The following is a 16,980-nucleotide window of genomic DNA, read 5'->3' as shown; positions in this document are numbered from 1 at the left end:
TACCCGGCGGGTTTGCAGGTATGCAGGCTGTAAGTGTCAGTGCCAGCGCAAGCGATGCCAGAGTGGCGGACTTGGCAAAGCGGGATCGGTGGTACTTCATTGGTCTGGGTCCTTCCCCCCCCTGGAACAACTGAGCAGAATGGCCTGCTCGTACATGTTGTTTCCGGTTCGGGACGAATAATTACACCACCAGCAAAAATCACTGCATTGTCGTCTAATGCCTCAGGCCCGCACTCCTGACCTGCCACTGGTCACCGCAATAGCGGCGTTCATCCTGGAGCCTGCGCTCTCCCCGCTCACACGCCTGCAACCCCAACTGGGAAGGACAACGGCCCAGTGAGCAGTCATTGGGTCGATATCTGCCCCCTCAGTTGGGCAACAAAAAACGACGGCGGCCGTACCCCCAAGGCGACGGCCGCCGTCGTTCTGTGCCGACTCCCCCATAGAAAGCCGGAACCCGCGGAACCCTTATCCGAAGCGACCGGACACGTAGTCTTCCGTGGCCTTCTGGGACGGGTTGTTGAAGATGCTGGTGGTATCGGCGAACTCGATCAGCTTGCCGGGCTTGCCGGTGCCTGCGATGTTGAAGAACGCGGTCTTGTCGGACACGCGGGCGGCCTGCTGCATATTGTGGGTCACGATCACCACGGTGTACTGGTCCTTGAGCTCGTTGATGAGGTCTTCGACGGCCAGCGTGGAGATGGGGTCAAGGGCGGAGCAGGGCTCATCCATGAGGATCACCTGAGGCTCGACGGCGATGGCGCGGGCGATGCACAGACGCTGCTGCTGGCCACCGGAAAGACCGGACCCCGGCTTGTCCAGGCGGTCCTTGACCTCGTTCCAAAGGTTGGCACCAACAAGGGACTTCTCAACGAGTGCATCGGCTGCTCCCTTGGAGATCTTCTTGTTGTTCAGCTTCACGCCCGCCAGCACGTTGTCGCGGATGGACATGGTGGGGAACGGGTTGGGGCGCTGGAAGACCATGCCCACCTGGGTGCGGACGGTCACGGGGTCCACGCCGGGACCGTAAAGGTTGTCGCCGTCCAGCAGCACTTCGCCCTCGACGCGGGCGCCGGGAAGGACCTCGTGCATGCGGTTCAGCGTGCGGAGGAAGGTGGACTTGCCGCAGCCGGAAGGGCCAATGAAAGCCGTGACGGACTTCGCTTGGATGTTGATGTTGACGTCCTCGACGGCCAGGAAATTGCCGTAGTAGACATTCAGGTCTTTGACGTCGATGCGCTTGGACATGGTGTTCCTTTGTTCCTTGGGGGTTCTGGAAGTTTTGAGTGCCGGGCGGCCCGGCAGACCCGGCTAGCGGCCCGTCTTGGGCGCGAACATGCGGGCGATGAGGCGGGCTCCGAGGTTCAGGAGCATCACCAGGATGATCAGCACCAGCGCGGCGCCCCAAGCACGCTGGTCCGAGGGACCAGGGTTGGACGGCGACGTCGGGTTGAGGATCTGCGTGTAGATGAACGTGGGCAGCGAGGCCATCCAACCGCCGAACACGTTGTTGTTGATGGTGGTGGCGAACCCGGCGGTCACCAGGATGGGGGCGGTTTCACCGATCACTCGGGCGATCGCCAAGGTGACGCCGGAAGCGATGCCGGAGATCGCCGTCGGGATGACCACTTTGGTGATGGTGCGCCACTTGCGCACGCCCAGCGCGTAGGAGGCCTCGCGGAGCTCGTTCGGGACGATCTTCAGCATTTCCTCGCTGGAGCGGACCACCACCGGGATCATCAGGACGGAAAGCGCGACGGCGGCCACCGCACCGGTCTTGGTGCCCGGGCCGACGATGGCGAAGAAGAACGCTGCCGCGAAGAGGCCGGCCACGATCGAGGGAATGCCTGTCATGACATCCACAAAGAACGTGATGGCACGGGCCAGCGGACGGTCGTTGCCGTATTCCACGAGGTAGATCGAGGTGAGCAGGCCCACCGGCACCGAGATGACAGTGGCCAGGAGGGTGATCTGGATGGTGCCCATCAGGGCGTGGTAGATGCCGCCCAGCACGGGGGCGCCTTCTTCTGCTGCCTTGTTGTCGAACGCTCCGGTGACGCCGTTCATGGAGGTGCCCAGGAATCCGGGTGTGATGAGCCCCGGGATGCCGTTGATCAGCACCGTGACGATCACCGAAATCAAGGGCAGGAGCGCGATCAGGAACGCACCCACCACCAGGCAGGTGGCCAGCTTGTCCTTGGCTTTGCGGGCGCCTTCAATAGCGCCGCTCCAGGAAACCAGGCCGACAGCGAAGAGGATCGCGGCGACAATGCCCCAGCCGAAGGCGTTGAAGCCGATCAGTGCCATAATGGCCGCTGCGACGACGAGTGCGACGGCCAGCACGATGTAGGGCGCGAACTTTGGCAGTTGGCCCTTGGTGAGTGCGGAGCGCTTGCGGGCTACTGTGGCGGTCATTTAGTTGGCTCCCGAGAATTCTTTGTGCCGTGTGATGATCCAGCGGGCGATCATGTTCACGCCGAGGGTGATGACGAAGAGCACCAGGCCGGCAGCGATCAGGGTGTTGACCTTCAGGCCGCTGGCTTCGGGGAAGTTCAGGGCGATCTCCGCGGCAATGGTCTGGTTGCCGGACTGGATGAGGCTCGCGGTGAGGACGCCCGAGGACAACACCAGGGCAACAGCCATGGTCTCCCCCAGGGCCCGGCCAAGCCCGAGCATGATGGCGCTGATGATGCCGGGGCGACCGAACGGCAGCACAGCCATCTTGATCATTTCCCAGCGGGTGGCTCCCAGTGCCAGTGCTGCTTCTTCGTGCAGCTTGGGGGTCTGCAGGAAGATTTCGCGGGACAGGGAGGTGATGATGGGAAGGACCATGACGGACAGGACAATGCCGGCGGTGAGGATGGTCTTGCCGGTGGCCGAAGCGGGACCTTCGAAGATCGGGATCCAGCCGAGGTAGGTGGCCAGCCAGTCATAGGCGGGCGAGATTTCCTTGGCCAGGAAAGCCGCGCCCCAAGCGCCGTAAACAACGGAAGGGATGGCGGCCAGGAGGTCCACCACGTAGCCCAGGCCGGCGGCGAGCCTGCGCGGGGCGTAGTGCGAGATGAACAGGGCAACGCCGATTGCCACGGGGGTGGCGATGACCAATGCGATCACGGCGGCGATCAACGTGCCCACTACGATCGGGGCGATGTAGGCGAAGAAGCCGTGTCCGCCCTGGATGTCGGCGGGCGGTGCGGTGAGCGCGGGGATCGCCTGCACCACGAGGAACAACGCGACTCCGAAGAGAACCGCAAGAATAAGGCACCCTGCGGCCATTGCGGCCCCGGAGAAAACCTTGTCCCCGGCGCGTCCTGCGCCTTGGGAGGTTGTCAGGGAGTTGGTGGTCACTTCACGATCCTTCAGTCTGGAGTGAACTGGTCATACATGGCTAAGTTCCCTGCCCCGCCCGGGCGGCTCTGCGGCCACTCCGTGCAGGACAGGGAACTTCAGTGTTCAGCCGGGTTCAGCGAACCCGCCGGGAACCTTAGGCCTTGGCCTTGATGGATTCGATGGCGGTCTTTGCCTTGTCCTGCAGGGTCTTGGAGAGCGGTGCGGACTTCGCGGCGTCGGCAGCGGTCTTCTGTCCCTCATCCGAAACTACGTAGGTTTCGAAGGCCTTGACCAGGTCAGCAACTTCCTTGGTCTCGTAGGTGGTGCAGACAACGTGGTACGAGACGAGGACTACCGGGTAGGCACCCGATGCGGTGGTCTTGCGGTCCAGCTTGATGGCAACGTCGTTGCTGGCGCGGCCGTCAACGGGCTTGCCTGCTTCGACAGCCTTGGCAGCAGCGTCGGCAGAGATCTTGACGAACTCTTCGCCCACCTTGATGGAGGCGGTGCCCAGCTTGCCGGAAACTGCGGAGTCATCGGCGTAGGTCACGGCACCCGGGGTGTCGGTGACGGTCTTGACGACGCCGGAGGTTCCCTTGGCGTTTTCGCCCTTCAGGGATGCGGGCCATACGCCGGCAGCCTTGTCGGTCCAGACCTCGGGAGCAGCGGCTGCGAGGTAGTCGGTGAAGTTGGTGGTGGTGCCGGAGTCATCGGAGCGGTTCACCGGGGTGACCTTGAGGTCCGGGAGGGTGACGCCTGCATTGAGGGCTGCGATGGCGGGATCGTTCCAGTTGGCGATTTCGCCGCGGAAGATCTTGGCGACCGTTGCGGCGTCGAGCTTCAGTTCCTTGACGTCAGGGATGTTGAAGGCGACGGCGATCGGGGAGATGTAGACCGGGATGTTGATGGCACCCTCGGGGCCGCACTTGGCCTTGGAAGCCACGAGCTCGTCATCCTTCAGGTAGGCATCCGAGCCGGCGAACTGTGCCGAGCCGTCGATGATTGCCTTGCGGCCCGCGCCGGACCCGTCCGGGGAGTACTGGACAGTGGCGCCCTGGTTTGCGGAGGCGAAACCGGCCTTCCAAGCGTCCATTGCTGCGCCGGTGGAGGAGGCGCCGATACCGGTCAGGGTGCCGGTTACCTTGGTGCCGGCTGCTGCGGACTGGGTGCCGCCAGTGGTGCCGGTTGCGTTGTCAGAACCGCAAGCGGTGAGCGCGAGTGCGCCTGCTGCGATGACCGCGATTGCCGCGTTGCGGCCGAAGCGAGTTGCCTTCACTTGGATGTGCCCCTTCCAGGGATTTCTCAGATGCGTTCCGAACGGAGATTTCGGCGTGCGCGAGCTGTGGACCTTTTTGTTCCTTTACTGAAGGTAAGGAGCGCAGGTAACGGGATCTGCGGTGGCAGGTGAACGGAAGGTGAACGACGGCGGACCATTGGGTTATGTGGCGCGCGCCACCTTGAGTGGTTCCCCGGTTGCGCTCGTCGCTCCCTGGCACATGGCGGGCGGGGAAATAGACTGAAGGACATGGCTGCCGCTAAGGGACTGAACGCAAGCAAGAGGTTTCTGCGGGCCAGAGTCAGGACCGGCCTGGTCCGGAGCCGGAACTCGTTGACGCCGGCCATCCAAATGACGGTTTGCGCGGTTGGCGCCTACGCTTTCGCCGAATACGTGTTGGGCCACCAGGGGCCTCTGTTCGCCGCAACGTCTTCCCTGATTGCCTTGGGTTTCTCACGCGATCCCAGGCTGCGCCGGGTGATAGAGGTAGGCCTGGGCTGCACACTGGGCATCGTGGTTGGTGATTTGCTGCTTCACTGGCTGGGCGCCGGGATCTGGCAGGCCGCCGTCGTACTTCTCTTCTCGATCCTGTTGGCCAGGTTCCTGGACAGCGGGACTATTTTCACCACCCAGCTGGGGCTGCAGTCGCTTCTGGTGGTGTTGCTTCCGGCGCCGGCCGGCGGGCCTTTTACGCGCAGCCTGGATGCCGTGGTGGGTGGCGTGTTTGCGCTGCTGGTGACCATCCTGGTGCCCAAGGATCCGCGCCGGGAACCGCGGAAGGACATCCAGAAGATCCTGCACGAGCTCGCCGAGGTTCTTCGTGAGTGTGCCACGGCCATGATCGAAAGCGACTCCACCACTGCCTGGCACGCCCTGATCCGTGGCCGCAACTGCCAGCCTTTGGTGGACCGGATGCGGCAAACGCTGCGGGCTTCCGGCGAGGTGGCGACGCTGGCCCCGGCGCATCGCCGGCACCGCGATGAACTCGCCGGCCTGGAGCATTCGCTGGAGTACATCGACCTCGCACTGCGCAACAGCCGGGTGTTCGCACGCCGCCTCACCAGTGCCATCAACCACGCGGCTTTGTCCGACGAGGCGATCGAGAGCATCTCGGAGGTCCTGCAGGAAACTGCGGCCGCCATCGACGAGATGACCATCGGGCTGTCCGAGCAGAGCGAAGGAACGCGCAGGGTGCATCTGCGGCGGGCCAGGAACGACCTCTCGGACATCGCCGCCCGGCTGCACCCGAAGATGCTTGACGTCCAGAGGCTCGAAGGCGAAACCGTGGTGATGCTGTTCCGGCCGCTCATGGTGGACCTGCTTGAGGCCAGCGGGATGGAACCTGAGGAAGCCCGGGCGGTACTGCCCGCGCTGTAGCTTTCGCCCGGCGTTCCCAGCCAAGTCCCATTTACGCTGTGGATAATGGGCCGATGCTTTCTGCACCTTCTGCGCGTCTGGCCCTGCGCCCAAAACCTGCCCCCGCCCTTCGGGTGCGGCAGCGGGTCCTGTTCCTGTGGGCGGGCGGGTTGTTTGTTGCCGGGGACGTGGTCTTCTGGTTGATGTTCGCTTCCGTGTTGTCCTCGAGCGGCCTGGCGACGCTCGACGGAGCCGTTCACTCGGTGGTTGTCGATTCGCGCAACGCTTTGGCAACGGCCTTCCTGGCCGGCGTCTCGGAAGCCACCTCACCCACCATGATGTCCATCATCGGCGGCCTGGTCGCCGTGGCATGGGCCCTGTGGAAGAAGGAACTGTGGCGTCCGGCCATCCTGATGGGCGCGATGGTGCTTTCCGTGGTGCTCGCGGCGGTCATCAAGCTGGACGTTTCCCGGTCGCGGCCGTCGTCGTCGGACTTCCTCCTGGGTCCCGATGACGCCCTGTCCTTCCCCTCCGGCCACACGCTCGGCGCCGCGGTCTTCACGCTTGTCCTGGCCTACTTGCTGGTATCTCGTTCAGGAACACGCACGACGGCGGTGGCCGCCTACGCAGGGGCCGCCCTGCTGACGCTGCTGGTCGCCTACAGCCGGCTCTACCTTGGCTACCACTGGCTCACCGACGTGGTGGCGTCGATGGGTGTGGCACTGGGCGTGTTTGGCCTGGCAGTGTTCGTTGACGCGGTGCGCTACGGACGGGCCGCTTGAATCGAGGAGGTTGTTTCCCGAATCTCGATACGGGGCCCGAAACGACATGCGCCGTGAGCCATCGGGATGCCTCGGGGTGTCAAATGCGCTAGACTTGAATCAAGTTTTCGAAAATTGATTCAGTGGGGGTTCCCGTGGCGACGGCTGACTTAGGACAACGAATTGCCGCCCGACGAGCAGAAGCCGGGCGGACCCAGCGGGACCTCGAGGCAGAGACGGGCATCTCACAGTCCACGCTGGCGCGCATTGAAAGCGGCCTCCGGAGGCCGAGGATGGACGAGATAATTTCGATTGCTTGGGCTTTGGGCTGCCCGGCGGAGGCACTTCTCGCTGAGAACCCAGTCCGCGATCGTGTGCTCGTGGCCAGCCGAGCAAATCTTCCTACAGCCGATGCCGCGGAAGTGAAAAGGAAGCTCACCCAGTTCCTGGAAATGGACGCGTACCTGGCCAGTCACGGCATCGGCGCATGACGCCAGAGCGCGCTCCAATTCCGCACAGCATCGGACCAAGCGAGCGGGAGGCCTATCTCGCAGCTGAAGGCATCAGGAATAGCCTGGGACTGGGCCTCGGACCCATAGCCGACCTTCACGAACTCATTGGCCTTGTTGCTCCGGGAGTCGATGTAGCGATTCTGGAAATGCCGGCAGGCATGGATGGCATGGTGTTGACAGATCCGGTTCGCGAAAAATCTGTGATTGGTGTTGCAACGACCGGTGTTCCGGGTCGCCAAAGATCGTCCCTTGGCCATGAGCTGGGACATATCGTCTTCAAAGACAACGAGGCCGGACTACCACATGACCCCTCAGCCAGAAGGCCCGAAGAGATCAGAGCCGACACCTTTTCGCGCCACCTCTTGGCTCCGGTTGGGGGAGTCTCAGCTTTCCTTGAAGATTTGAATGTCGATAAGGGTAGCGCCCGGCTCCGTGACGTTTCGTCCGTTGTGCGGCACTATCAGGTCTCCCCGAACTTCGCACTCATCCAAATGCACTCAGAAGGCTGGATCACAACTACGCAGAAAACACAGTGGTGGCCTCAGACTGCACATTCGCTGGCACTTCGGTTCGGCTGGATCGGCGACTACAGAGCCATGGCCGCCGAAAGCCTCACCCCAAGACCACCGCAGCGCCTGGTTGAGAATGCCACGGAGGGGTATATTCGCAACCTGGTTTCAGTCCAAGGTTTGGCCGCACTCAGCGGCGTAGACACAGACCAACTGCTCCGCGAGCTCGAAGAGGCAGGCATTCATCCTGAAGTTATCGACGTCGCATGGGCCGACCTCGACGCTTTCGGAGACTGAGCGATGGCCGCACAGATTACAATCCTCGATGCAGGACCCTGCATCACTTTCTGCGCGGCCGCCAAGCACGCATTGCTCCTCGAAGTGCTCCGACGGGGTTCCAATCAACTGCATGTCCCCGACGTAGTGGATGGTGAAATCACCAATCGCGGATCTAACCGCCGCGACTTTCCGCCCGCCACCGTTCCAAACTGGCACTGGCTTGTCAGCCACGACCATATTGGGATCCTGGACTCCCATGTCTCAGAAGAGGACCTGAACGCACTTTCAGAGGCAGTCGTAAAACTAACGGGAATGCCGCTCGCTCAGAGGCTCATGGAGGGTCGCGATTTAGGCGAGGTTCTCGTGATCGCCCACGCAATGGTGCGGAAAGACCGCGGGGAAGACGTATATGTGGTGATCGACGAGTACAGAGGCCAGCAGTTGGCCAGCAAGTTTGGACTCAAAATCATTGACACGCCTTGGATCCTCAGTAGCGCGGTGAGACGCGGGCTGATTGCGGATCGCGGCGAAATGAGGAAGGTCTACAACGCACTACGGCAATTCGATGCCGGTCTGATTCACATCGACCAGACTCACCTTTTGGGCAAACCGCTTTGGGCGCAGAAACCAACGTCAATGAGCGACGTAGGCGCCGATGAAACCGCGGCACTCTCAGAGCCGTGACAGCCCACACATACAAATCGCCCGCGCAGCAATAGATCTCCAAGGGTCGAAGGCTACGTTAACGAGTGCGAATTGCACTTAAGGCCGTACTGTCGGTCCCGGCCAATACTGTCAGTCCCCACGACTAGTCTGGAACGCATGGCTTCAAAGACATCGCGCGCATCCAAGACACCCGCCTACAAGTGCGCAGAATGCGGCTGGACAGCCATCAAGTGGGTGGGGCGCTGCGGTGAGTGCCAGGCCTGGGGAACCGTCGAGGAATACGGCGCCACTGTTGCGCGCACGACGGCGGCCGCCACCGTTTTGGAGCCGGCCCGCCGCATCGCCGAGGTCGACGGGACCACCGCCGCGTTCCTGCCCACCGGAGTGGACGAACTGGACCGCGTCCTGGGAGGCGGGCTTGTTCCTGGTGCCGTGATCCTGCTCGCCGGGGAACCCGGCGTCGGAAAATCCACGCTGCTGCTGGACGTCGCGGCCAAGTTCGCGCGGACCGGGCAGGACGTCCTTTACATCACGGGCGAGGAGTCGGCAGCCCAGGTGAAGCTGCGCGCTGAGCGGATCGACGCCGTCGCCCACACCCTTTACCTGTCAGCGGAGACCGACCTCGGGCAGGCGCTGGGCCAGGTGGAGAAGCTTGAGCCCAAGCTGCTGATTGTTGACTCCGTGCAAACGTTGAGCAGCGCGAATGTGGAGGGCAGCGCCGGCGGTGTTTCGCAGGTACGCGAGGTTGCGGCCTCCATCATTGCCGCGGCCAAAAAGCGCAACATGACCACCTTGCTGGTGGGCCACGTGACCAAGGAAGGCACCATCGCCGGTCCGCGTTTGCTGGAGCACCTGGTGGACGTCGTGTGCCAGTTCGAAGGCGAGCGCCATTCGCGTCTCCGCCTGCTGCGGGCCGTCAAGAACCGGTACGGCGCCACGGACGATGTCGGGTGTTTCGACCTCAACGAAACAGGCATCGAAGGACTGGCTGATCCCAGCGGACTGTTCGTTTCACGCACCCGTGAGCCGGTGTCCGGGACGTGCATCACGGTCACCATGGAAGGCCGCCGGCCTTTGCTCGCCGAGGTCCAGTCGCTCCTTGCCGAGAGCCCCAACTCCCAGCCTCGCCGCGCCACCAGCGGCCTGGAAAGCTCCCGCGTGGCAATGCTGCTGGCAGTCCTGCAGCAACGTGCGGGCTGCATGCTCCATAAGGACGATTCCTACGTGGCAACGGTGGGCGGCGTGAAACTTACGGAGCCCGCCACGGACCTGGCGGTGGCGCTGGCCGTTGCGTCGGCAAAGTCGCGGAAGGCCCTCCCCCAGCGGCTCATTGCGTTCGGCGAAGTGGGCCTGGCGGGCGAGGTCCGCCCTGTTCCCGGGATCAACCAGCGCATCCAGGAGGCCCACCGGCTCGGGTTCACCCACGCGATCGTTCCAGCGAGTCCTGCCGGGGCCGGGGTCATCCCGGATGGCTTCTCCGTGCGCGAGGTGGGGCACCTTGCAGAGGCACTGGAACTGCTGATCACTTAACACTTTCGGGGTGTCGGGCCACCCACCGACTTCCTTTGGGCAAGGATTGGCCCATGACCAAGAGAAATGTGCTTGTCGGGGGACGCTTCTTCTTTGGCCTTTTGACCTTGATAGCGGTGGGTACACAGCTGACGGTTCATTTGGGCATGGGCTACGACCTCTGGAACTTCTTCAGCTACTTCACCAATCTGTCCAACATCTTTGCTGCGTTGGTGCTCCTCATCAGCGGCTACCGGGTCCTGATCCGGAAACGCCCCTCGGAGGCCGACGACGTGACCCGCGGGACCGCCACCATCGCCATGGCGGTGGTGGGGCTGGTGTTCGGTGCCCTACTTGCGGGCGAGGACCTCGGGTCCCTGCTCCCGTGGGTGAACTTCGTGGTCCACTACCTGATGCCTGTGGTGATGGTGGCGGATTGGCTGTTCCAGCCGCCCCGGACCACCCTCAAGCCCAAGCACATCTGGTATTGGCTTCTCTACCCCATCGGTTACCTGGTCTACAGCCTGATCCGGGGAGCCTTTGTGAACTGGTATCCCTACTGGTTCATCGACCCGGCGCGTGCGGGTGGCTGGACGGGTGTGGTGGTCTTCGCTCTGGCCATATCAGTCGGCTTCCTCGTAGTGAGCCTTGCGATGCTGTGGCTGGGAAACAAGCTCAAGCGACAGGTTGATTACTGAGGTCCATGGATGAACGGGCAGCATCGGTCTCAGCCGGGCAATAAATACACCAACTTGTTATATGAGCCCGCGTCAACGGGCCTCGTTCGTAAAGTGCGCCTGCCGGGCGTCGTCGAAAACCCGCCGCCGGAGCACTGCCGAACATAACGAAATGGCCCACTTTGGGGCTTGCTGGTGCGGTTAAGGGTGCGATGAAGCCCTATCATTGAGCTTGTCGTCACAAGGCCATTTTTCGGATGCGCCAACTGACACCGCATTCAGCATGTCTGCGAGCCATGGGCTTGCACCTTCGAAGGGAAACCCTATGGCCCGGAGCCCGGAAGAGTCGCTCAAGGCGACCCTGGCCAGAGTCGCACCCGGAACTCCGTTGCGTGACGGCCTGGAGCGCATCCTCCGCGGGCGCACAGGCGCTTTGATCGTGCTGGGATATGACCGCACCATCGATTCCATCTGCTCGGGTGGCTTCGACATCGGCATCGATTTCTCCCCCACACGGCTTCGCGAGCTGGCAAAGATGGATGGGGCCATCATCTGCGACAAGGACGCCAGCAACATTGTCCGCGCCGCCGTGCAACTGGTCCCGGACTCGAGCATCGAAACCCAGGAATCCGGTACCCGGCACCGCACGGCCGAACGCGTCGCGATTCAAACAGGTGTTCCCGTCATCTCGGTGAGTCAATCCATGCAGATCATCGCGTTGTACGTGAACGGCCTGCGCCACGTCCTGGAAGGGTCGGAGAAGGTCCTGGCCCGCGCCAACCAGGCACTGGCGACCCTGGAGCGTTACAGCGCCAGGTTGGACCAGGTCACCAGTTCGCTTTCAGCCTTGGAGATCGAGGCTTTGGTCACGGTCAGGGACGTTGCCGTGACCCTGCAGCGCCAGGAAATGGTCCGGCGCATCTCTGAGGAAATTGCCCAGTACGTCCTGGAACTTGGCGAAGACGGCCGCTTGTTGTCCCTGCAGGTTGAGGAACTCACTGTGGGCCGCGGACCTGGCAGTGAAGTGATCATCCGGGATTACTCGGACCCCAACACCACACCCGAGGAGATTGAGGAAGCCGTGCAGGCGCTGCTCAACCTCGGACCCACGGAATTGATCGACCTCAGCCGCATCGCCCACATCATCGGGTTTGCCGGTGGCGTTGAGCAGTTGGACGCGGTGGTCCAGCCGCGCGGCTACCGTTTGCTGTCCGGTTTGAAGTCCGTGCCCAAGGCTGTCGCCGACCGTCTGGTGGACTACTTCGGCGGGCTGCAGAACCTGATGGCCGCCACTATCGACGATCTCATGACCGTGGACGGCATCGGCGATCAGCGTGCCCGTACGGTCCGCGAGGGTTTGAGCCGCATGGCCGAGGCGAGCCTGCTGGACCGGTTCCTCTAAGCCGCCGGCCGCCGTCGGAACGCTTTCCGGCGGGTGTCAGTTCAGCTGGAAAACCGCTTTGGGACTGGCCTTGTTTCCCAGCCGCGCCTCAAATGTGTAGTAGGCGCCCCCGGCGCCGGGTTTGGCGTCGATCACGCCGCAGCCTTCCAGCGACCTGTTCCGCTGCCAGGGGAAGTTCGCAGTCTCGCTCTTGCCCGGTTGGATGGTCTTCACCAGGTCCTCCCCGCCGGTCTGGCAGTCCTTGGAGGAGAAAATGCGGTCGGATCCGCTCATCACCACGTATTCCATCTGGGACGTGCCCACGTTGACTTCGCAAGGTGCAGTGCCGCCGTTGGTGATTGTCATGGTGAGGAGCGGCTTTTCTTCCGCACCGTAGGCGGGCTTGTCGGTTTTCGCGGCGACGGTCATCAGGTTGAAGTCGCATACGGGACTGGGCGAAGCCGATGGCGACGGCGACGTGGACGCTGCGCTCCCCTGCGTAGGCGCTTGCGCGGGTTCGGAGGTTGACACCGCTTGCGGCTCAGGACTCCCGGCGAAAGTCCCGGCGACAGCCAGCACCCCCACAACCACCAGGGCAATCACCAGCAGCAGGCCGCCGAAAACAACCTGCCGACGACGGCGGTACACGGCAGGGCTGGGCCGCCTCTTTTTCGCCGGGGTTCCGGAGGAGCCGCGGGCAGCACCCTTCGCCGGCGCTGTTGAGCGCGCGGTCGACTGCTGCTTACCGTTGGAGGCCATGCTTCTAGGCTAGGCTCGCGGTTGTCAGGGCACCTAACCTACACGCCGCAGGGCAGCAATCCGGGGCTGTGTGACGTCGGCCATGGGCGGGTGCGCGCGGCCGTTCCACTACAGTGGATGGCAGTATGACACTTCCCGATTCCGTCCAGCTCGCCGGCCTCCACGACGCCCTGGACCAGTGGTTTTCCCGGACAGCCAGGGACCTCCCATGGCGCGAGCCCGACTGCAGCCCGTGGGGCATTCTGGTCAGCGAAGTCATGCTCCAGCAAACCCCCGTGGTCCGGGTCCTGCCCGTGTGGCTCGACTGGATGGAGCGCTGGCCCACCCCCGCCCGGCTGGCCGCCGAGCCCTCCGGTGAGGCGGTCCGCCACTGGGGGCGCCTGGGTTATCCGCGCCGCGCGCTCCGGCTGCACGCTGCCGCCGTCGCCATCCGCGAGCAGCATGACGGCAAGGTTCCCGATACTTATCCGGAGCTCCTGGGGCTGCCGGGTGTTGGCAGCTACACAGCTGCCGCCGTCGCCGCTTTTGCCTTCGGGCGGCGCGAGACCGTGGTGGACACCAACATCCGCCGCGTCCACGCACGGCTGATCTCGGGGAATGCCCTGCCGGCGCCTGCGCTCACTGCGGCGGAAATGCGCCTCGCCGACTCGCTCCTCCCCGACGACCAGGCCATGTCCGTCCGCTGGAACGCCTCCGTCATGGAGTTGGGAGCGATGGTCTGCACGGCCCGCAATCCCAAATGCGCGGACTGTCCCGTCCGCTCCAGCTGCGCGTGGCTCGCGGCCGGTGAGCCGCCGCCGTCGTACACGCCCAAGGGGCAGTCCTGGCACGGCACCGACCGCCAGGTTCGCGGCGCCGTGATGGCCGTCCTGCGCGAAGCGTCACACCCCGTTCCGCGCGACATGTTTGAGCGGGCGCCCGCAGACCTTGGATTCGAGGCCTCGGCCATCGGCATTCCGCTGGCCGCCCTGCACCGGCTGAACTCGGCACCTGAGCAGCTTGCGCGGGCACTGGACGGACTGTTGGCCGACGGCCTGGCGGAGATGCACGACGACGGCTTGCGGCTTCCGGCGTAGCGGTGCGGCCACCGCCGTCCTACTCTGAAGCATGGGGAACATCGGAGTAGCTTTCACGCTGGCGGGGGCCGTGGCCCTGCTGACCGGCTGCATTGCCGAGCCGGTCGCCTGCCCGGCGATTGGCCATGTGGCGGGAGTGTCCCTCACTGTGGTTGCCGAGTACGCGGACCAGGTCGGCTCCCTGCGGCTGAAGGCCTGCCAGGACGCCGCGTGCACAGAGAAGGACATCATGCTGAACCCAGGCGCCGTGACAGCGGACGAAAGCTGCACGCCGGACGGGGTGTGCTCGGCTACCTCATCTCCGGATGGCACCCTGCAGGGCTTCCTCGAGTTGCCGGCACTGAGTGAGTCTCCCCTCGAAGTGACGGTGAACGGCACTTCCAAGACCGGCGCCCCGCTGCCCACCCGCACACTGGAGTTCACACCGAAGGGCGACTACCCGTACGGCGAGAAGTGCGGAAGGGTCATTGCGGCCGGCGTGTGGCTGGATGCGGCGGGGCTGCGGCAACGCTGAGTCGGATTCAAATTGGGTTTCCGCATTGTGGAAACTTGCTTCCGATATTAAACATAGCGGGACCTTGGAATTAGCATTCCGGAAACAAGCCTTCCATAGCGTCTTATGTGATCCCGGACCGTGACCTTGCGCGGCCGTTTGCATAGATAGGCGCCATTGTGAAGATTCCAACATCCGCCACGGCTGTGAGCCCCGCGGCAAAGAAGCCCTTGTACAAATCCTTGTTCTTCCAGATCCTGGTGGCCGTGGTGTTGGGGATCGCCATCGGCTATCTCTGGCCGGACCTTGGTTCCGCTCTCCGCCCACTGGGCGACGGCTTCATCCAGCTCATCAAAATGATCATCGCCCCGCTTATTTTCCTGGTTATCGTCACAGGTATCTCCGCTGTGGGTGACGTGAAAGCCGTGGGCCGGGTAGGAGTGAAAGCGCTGATCTACTTCACTGCCGCCACGCTGTTCGCGCTGGCATTCGGCCTTGTAGTAGCCAACGTCGTGCAGCCGGGTGCAGGCCTGAACATCGATCCCGCCACCTTGTCAGCGGATGCGGTGAACGCCAAGACCACCGCTGCTCCGCCCAAAGACGCGGGCCAATTCCTGCTCGGAATCATCCCCACCAGTGTGGTGGGGGCGTTCGCGTCCAACTCCTTGCTTCAGGTCCTGTGCTTCGCTGTGTTCTTTGGCGCCGCCATCGTGGTTGTCGGGCGCGAGAAGTGCAAGCCCGTCGTCGATGTCATGGAGACCACCCTGGAGCTCTTCTTCAAGATCATGGGCTGGGTCATGCGGGTTGCGCCAGTGGGGGCTTTCGGTGCCATGGCCTTCATCATCGGCCAGTACGGTCTCAGCTCGCTCGGTACCTACGCCCTGCTGATTGCGGCTTGCTATGGCTCAGCCGTGGTCTTCATAGCCTTGCTGTTCGTCGTCGCCTGGGTCTACCCACGCGTCCCGCTGTGGCAGTTCATCAAGTACACCCGCGAAGAGTTCCTGCTTGCCCTGGGTACAGCCTCCACCGAATCGGTGCTGCCCCGCATCATGACCAAGCTGACCAACGCCGGCTGCTCCCGGGCGACTACAGGCCTGGTGGTTCCCACCGGATACTCCTTCAACCTCGACGGCGCCGCGCTCTACCTCTCCATCTCCCTCCTGTTCCTGGCGCAGGCCTTCGGACACAATCTGGACCTCGGGCAGCAGCTGGCCGCCCTCGGCATCCTGATGCTGACGTCCAAAGGCATGGCCGGCGTTCCCGGATCGGCCTTCCTGGCCCTCTCCGCGACGGCAGGCGCCCTGGGGATCTTCCCGGTAGCGGGAGTGGCCCTGCTTCTGGGTGCCGACCGGCTGATGGACTCCATGCGCGTCGTGGTCAACCTCCTGGGCAATTGTGTTGCCACCTTCGTCGTCTCCAAGTGGGAGGGGCAGTTCGATCGCGAGGCCATGCTGGCGGCATTCCGCGGCGAAACAACCAACACAGAGGTCAGTGAAACCGCCGCTGAACCTTCCGTCCCGGCACTCACGACTCCCCGGCTGACCTCCGATACGTACTCGGCGTAAAGCCCAGGTATTTCCGGAAGTCGTTCGTCAGGTGCGCATGGTCTGCGTAACCAAGTTCGACGGCGATCGCGGCAAGGTCCGCTGTTGGATCGGACCTTGCGCGCTCGGCGGCATCCTGCAGCCTGCGACGCCGGATAAGGGCCGAGGGGCTCAGGCCAACGTACTTCCTGGCAAGTCTCTGCAAGGTCCTCGGCGATACTGCCAGGCGGCGTGCTGCATCCTCAATCAGGAGCACGTCCGGCTCGGATGCGATGATGTCCACCATCCGGTTGGCGAGCAACGCCTCTTCGGACGGGACCACGTCCCGGGAAGCCAGCCAGCGAGCGAAGGCAGCCGCCGCACGCTCACGGCGGGTGCCGCCGTCGGGCTGAGCCTTTCCGGTAGGCGGCTCCATCGCTGCTGAGACAGCGGAGACAAGGTCTTTTAGGGGCAAGGCCACTTCCTGGTCGCGCATAGTCCCGGGATCGTCGGTGAAGAGCGGGACCGCAGCCGGGCGGAGCAGGGCGCCAACGGCCCAACCCTTGCCGGTGAGGTCCCGGAATGCCGCCCGGGTGGTGGGACCCGAAAACCCCGCAGCTCCGCTTTGCACCACCAGATTGGAGGCGGGGTAGGCGATCAGGTGCTGCCGGGAGGACCGGCCGGGCTCGATATCCCATTCGGGGATCCAGAACCACTGCACCAGATGGGACACCGCCTCGGGCGCTGGAACGCGATGGAAGGTGGGCAACCGCGCCGGATAGAGGACGCCCTTGAAGGAGCTCTCCACAGGACCTCCGTTCGGTGTGCTGCCGTCAGCGACGAATATACCGCCCCCGGTTGCCGACTGCAGGG

The 16,980-nt window shown here is 63.6% G+C and carries 16 protein-coding genes and 1 pseudogene; 11 read left to right on the top strand and 6 right to left on the bottom strand.

What is annotated here, in order from left to right:
- Nucleotides 1–468: 468 nt before the first annotated feature.
- The 4 genes from pstB to pstS all read right to left on the bottom strand — a co-directional run bounded on the left by pstB (nucleotide 469) and on the right by pstS (nucleotide 4,606).
- Nucleotides 469–1,248, bottom strand: a complete 780-nt coding sequence (pstB, locus tag JMY29_RS00935) for a phosphate ABC transporter ATP-binding protein PstB (RefSeq protein ID WP_039239203.1) — start codon at nucleotides 1,246–1,248, stop codon at nucleotides 469–471.
- A gap of 63 nt (nucleotides 1,249–1,311) precedes the next feature.
- Nucleotides 1,312–2,415, bottom strand: coding sequence for a phosphate ABC transporter permease PstA (gene pstA / locus JMY29_RS00930; RefSeq protein WP_039239201.1), 1,104 nt, complete (start codon nucleotides 2,413–2,415; stop codon nucleotides 1,312–1,314).
- Nucleotides 2,416–3,348, bottom strand: a complete 933-nt coding sequence (gene pstC / locus JMY29_RS00925; RefSeq protein ID WP_018780127.1) for a phosphate ABC transporter permease subunit PstC — start codon at nucleotides 3,346–3,348, stop codon at nucleotides 2,416–2,418. It abuts the gene before it with no gap.
- Between the two features lie 136 nt (nucleotides 3,349–3,484).
- Nucleotides 3,485–4,606: a phosphate ABC transporter substrate-binding protein PstS gene (gene pstS, locus JMY29_RS00920; RefSeq protein WP_189076360.1), complete on the bottom strand. Its 1,122-nt coding sequence runs from the start codon at nucleotides 4,604–4,606 to the stop codon at nucleotides 3,485–3,487.
- A 249-nt stretch (nucleotides 4,607–4,855) separates the two neighbouring features.
- Between pstS and JMY29_RS00915 the strand changes: the two genes are divergently transcribed.
- From JMY29_RS00915 to disA, 8 genes and pseudogenes are all read left to right on the top strand, one after another.
- Nucleotides 4,856–5,983 carry an FUSC family protein gene (locus JMY29_RS00915; protein ID WP_018780125.1) on the top strand — a complete coding sequence of 376 codons (1,128 nt, stop codon included), beginning with the start codon at nucleotides 4,856–4,858 and terminating at the stop codon, nucleotides 5,981–5,983.
- Between the two features lie 53 nt (nucleotides 5,984–6,036).
- Entirely contained in the window at nucleotides 6,037–6,744 is a 708-nt protein-coding gene (locus JMY29_RS00910) for a phosphatase PAP2 family protein (protein WP_189076359.1), read from the top strand.
- A gap of 122 nt (nucleotides 6,745–6,866) precedes the next feature.
- Nucleotides 6,867–7,016 (top strand): annotated as a pseudogene (locus JMY29_RS20955) (helix-turn-helix domain-containing protein); the annotation flags it as partial.
- A gap of 194 nt (nucleotides 7,017–7,210) precedes the next feature.
- On the top strand, nucleotides 7,211–8,041 hold the full coding sequence (locus tag JMY29_RS00905; protein WP_189076358.1) for an ImmA/IrrE family metallo-endopeptidase: 831 nt from the start codon (nucleotides 7,211–7,213) through the stop codon (nucleotides 8,039–8,041).
- A 3-nt stretch (nucleotides 8,042–8,044) separates the two neighbouring features.
- Nucleotides 8,045–8,707 carry a PIN domain-containing protein gene (locus tag JMY29_RS00900; RefSeq protein WP_189076357.1) on the top strand — a complete coding sequence of 221 codons (663 nt, stop codon included), beginning with the start codon at nucleotides 8,045–8,047 and terminating at the stop codon, nucleotides 8,705–8,707.
- A 138-nt stretch (nucleotides 8,708–8,845) separates the two neighbouring features.
- A complete protein-coding gene (gene radA, locus JMY29_RS00895) occupies nucleotides 8,846–10,219 on the top strand; it encodes a DNA repair protein RadA (protein WP_189076356.1) in 1,374 nt (457 codons plus the stop codon).
- A gap of 53 nt (nucleotides 10,220–10,272) precedes the next feature.
- On the top strand, nucleotides 10,273–10,896 hold the full coding sequence (locus JMY29_RS00890) for a Pr6Pr family membrane protein (RefSeq protein WP_018780122.1): 624 nt from the start codon (nucleotides 10,273–10,275) through the stop codon (nucleotides 10,894–10,896).
- Nucleotides 10,897–11,200: 304 nt separating this feature from the next.
- Complete coding sequence (gene disA / locus JMY29_RS00885; protein ID WP_018780121.1) at nucleotides 11,201–12,277, top strand: DNA integrity scanning diadenylate cyclase DisA; 1,077 nt, start codon at nucleotides 11,201–11,203, stop codon at nucleotides 12,275–12,277.
- A 36-nt stretch (nucleotides 12,278–12,313) separates the two neighbouring features.
- On the opposite strand, the gene JMY29_RS00880 is transcribed toward disA, so the two are convergent.
- Nucleotides 12,314–13,015 (bottom strand): hypothetical protein, encoded by a 702-nt coding sequence (locus JMY29_RS00880; protein ID WP_189076355.1) that lies wholly within the window; start codon nucleotides 13,013–13,015, stop codon nucleotides 12,314–12,316.
- A gap of 125 nt (nucleotides 13,016–13,140) precedes the next feature.
- Between JMY29_RS00880 and JMY29_RS00875 the strand changes: the two genes are divergently transcribed.
- From JMY29_RS00875 to JMY29_RS00865, 3 genes are all read left to right on the top strand, one after another.
- Nucleotides 13,141–14,091, top strand: a complete 951-nt coding sequence (locus JMY29_RS00875; protein WP_189076354.1) for an A/G-specific adenine glycosylase — start codon at nucleotides 13,141–13,143, stop codon at nucleotides 14,089–14,091.
- 31 nt (nucleotides 14,092–14,122) lie between these two features.
- A complete protein-coding gene (locus JMY29_RS00870) occupies nucleotides 14,123–14,605 on the top strand; it encodes a hypothetical protein (RefSeq protein ID WP_189076353.1) in 483 nt (160 codons plus the stop codon).
- Between the two features lie 158 nt (nucleotides 14,606–14,763).
- Nucleotides 14,764–16,149: a cation:dicarboxylate symporter family transporter gene (locus tag JMY29_RS00865; RefSeq protein WP_189076352.1), complete on the top strand. Its 1,386-nt coding sequence runs from the start codon at nucleotides 14,764–14,766 to the stop codon at nucleotides 16,147–16,149.
- Here the strand turns inward: JMY29_RS00865 and JMY29_RS00860 are convergent.
- Nucleotides 16,109–16,915, bottom strand: a complete 807-nt coding sequence (locus tag JMY29_RS00860) for a helix-turn-helix domain-containing protein (protein WP_189076351.1) — start codon at nucleotides 16,913–16,915, stop codon at nucleotides 16,109–16,111. The two genes, JMY29_RS00865 and JMY29_RS00860, sit on opposite strands and share 41 nt — an antisense overlap.
- Nucleotides 16,916–16,980: the final 65 nt, after the last annotated feature.

Origin of the sequence: Paenarthrobacter nicotinovorans, assembly GCF_021919345.1 — a bacterium.
In the GTDB taxonomy this organism is placed as follows: domain Bacteria; phylum Actinomycetota; class Actinomycetes; order Actinomycetales; family Micrococcaceae; genus Arthrobacter; species Arthrobacter nicotinovorans.
Note: the sequence above shows the minus strand (reverse complement) of the source record. Positions and strands in the feature narration are given on the sequence as shown.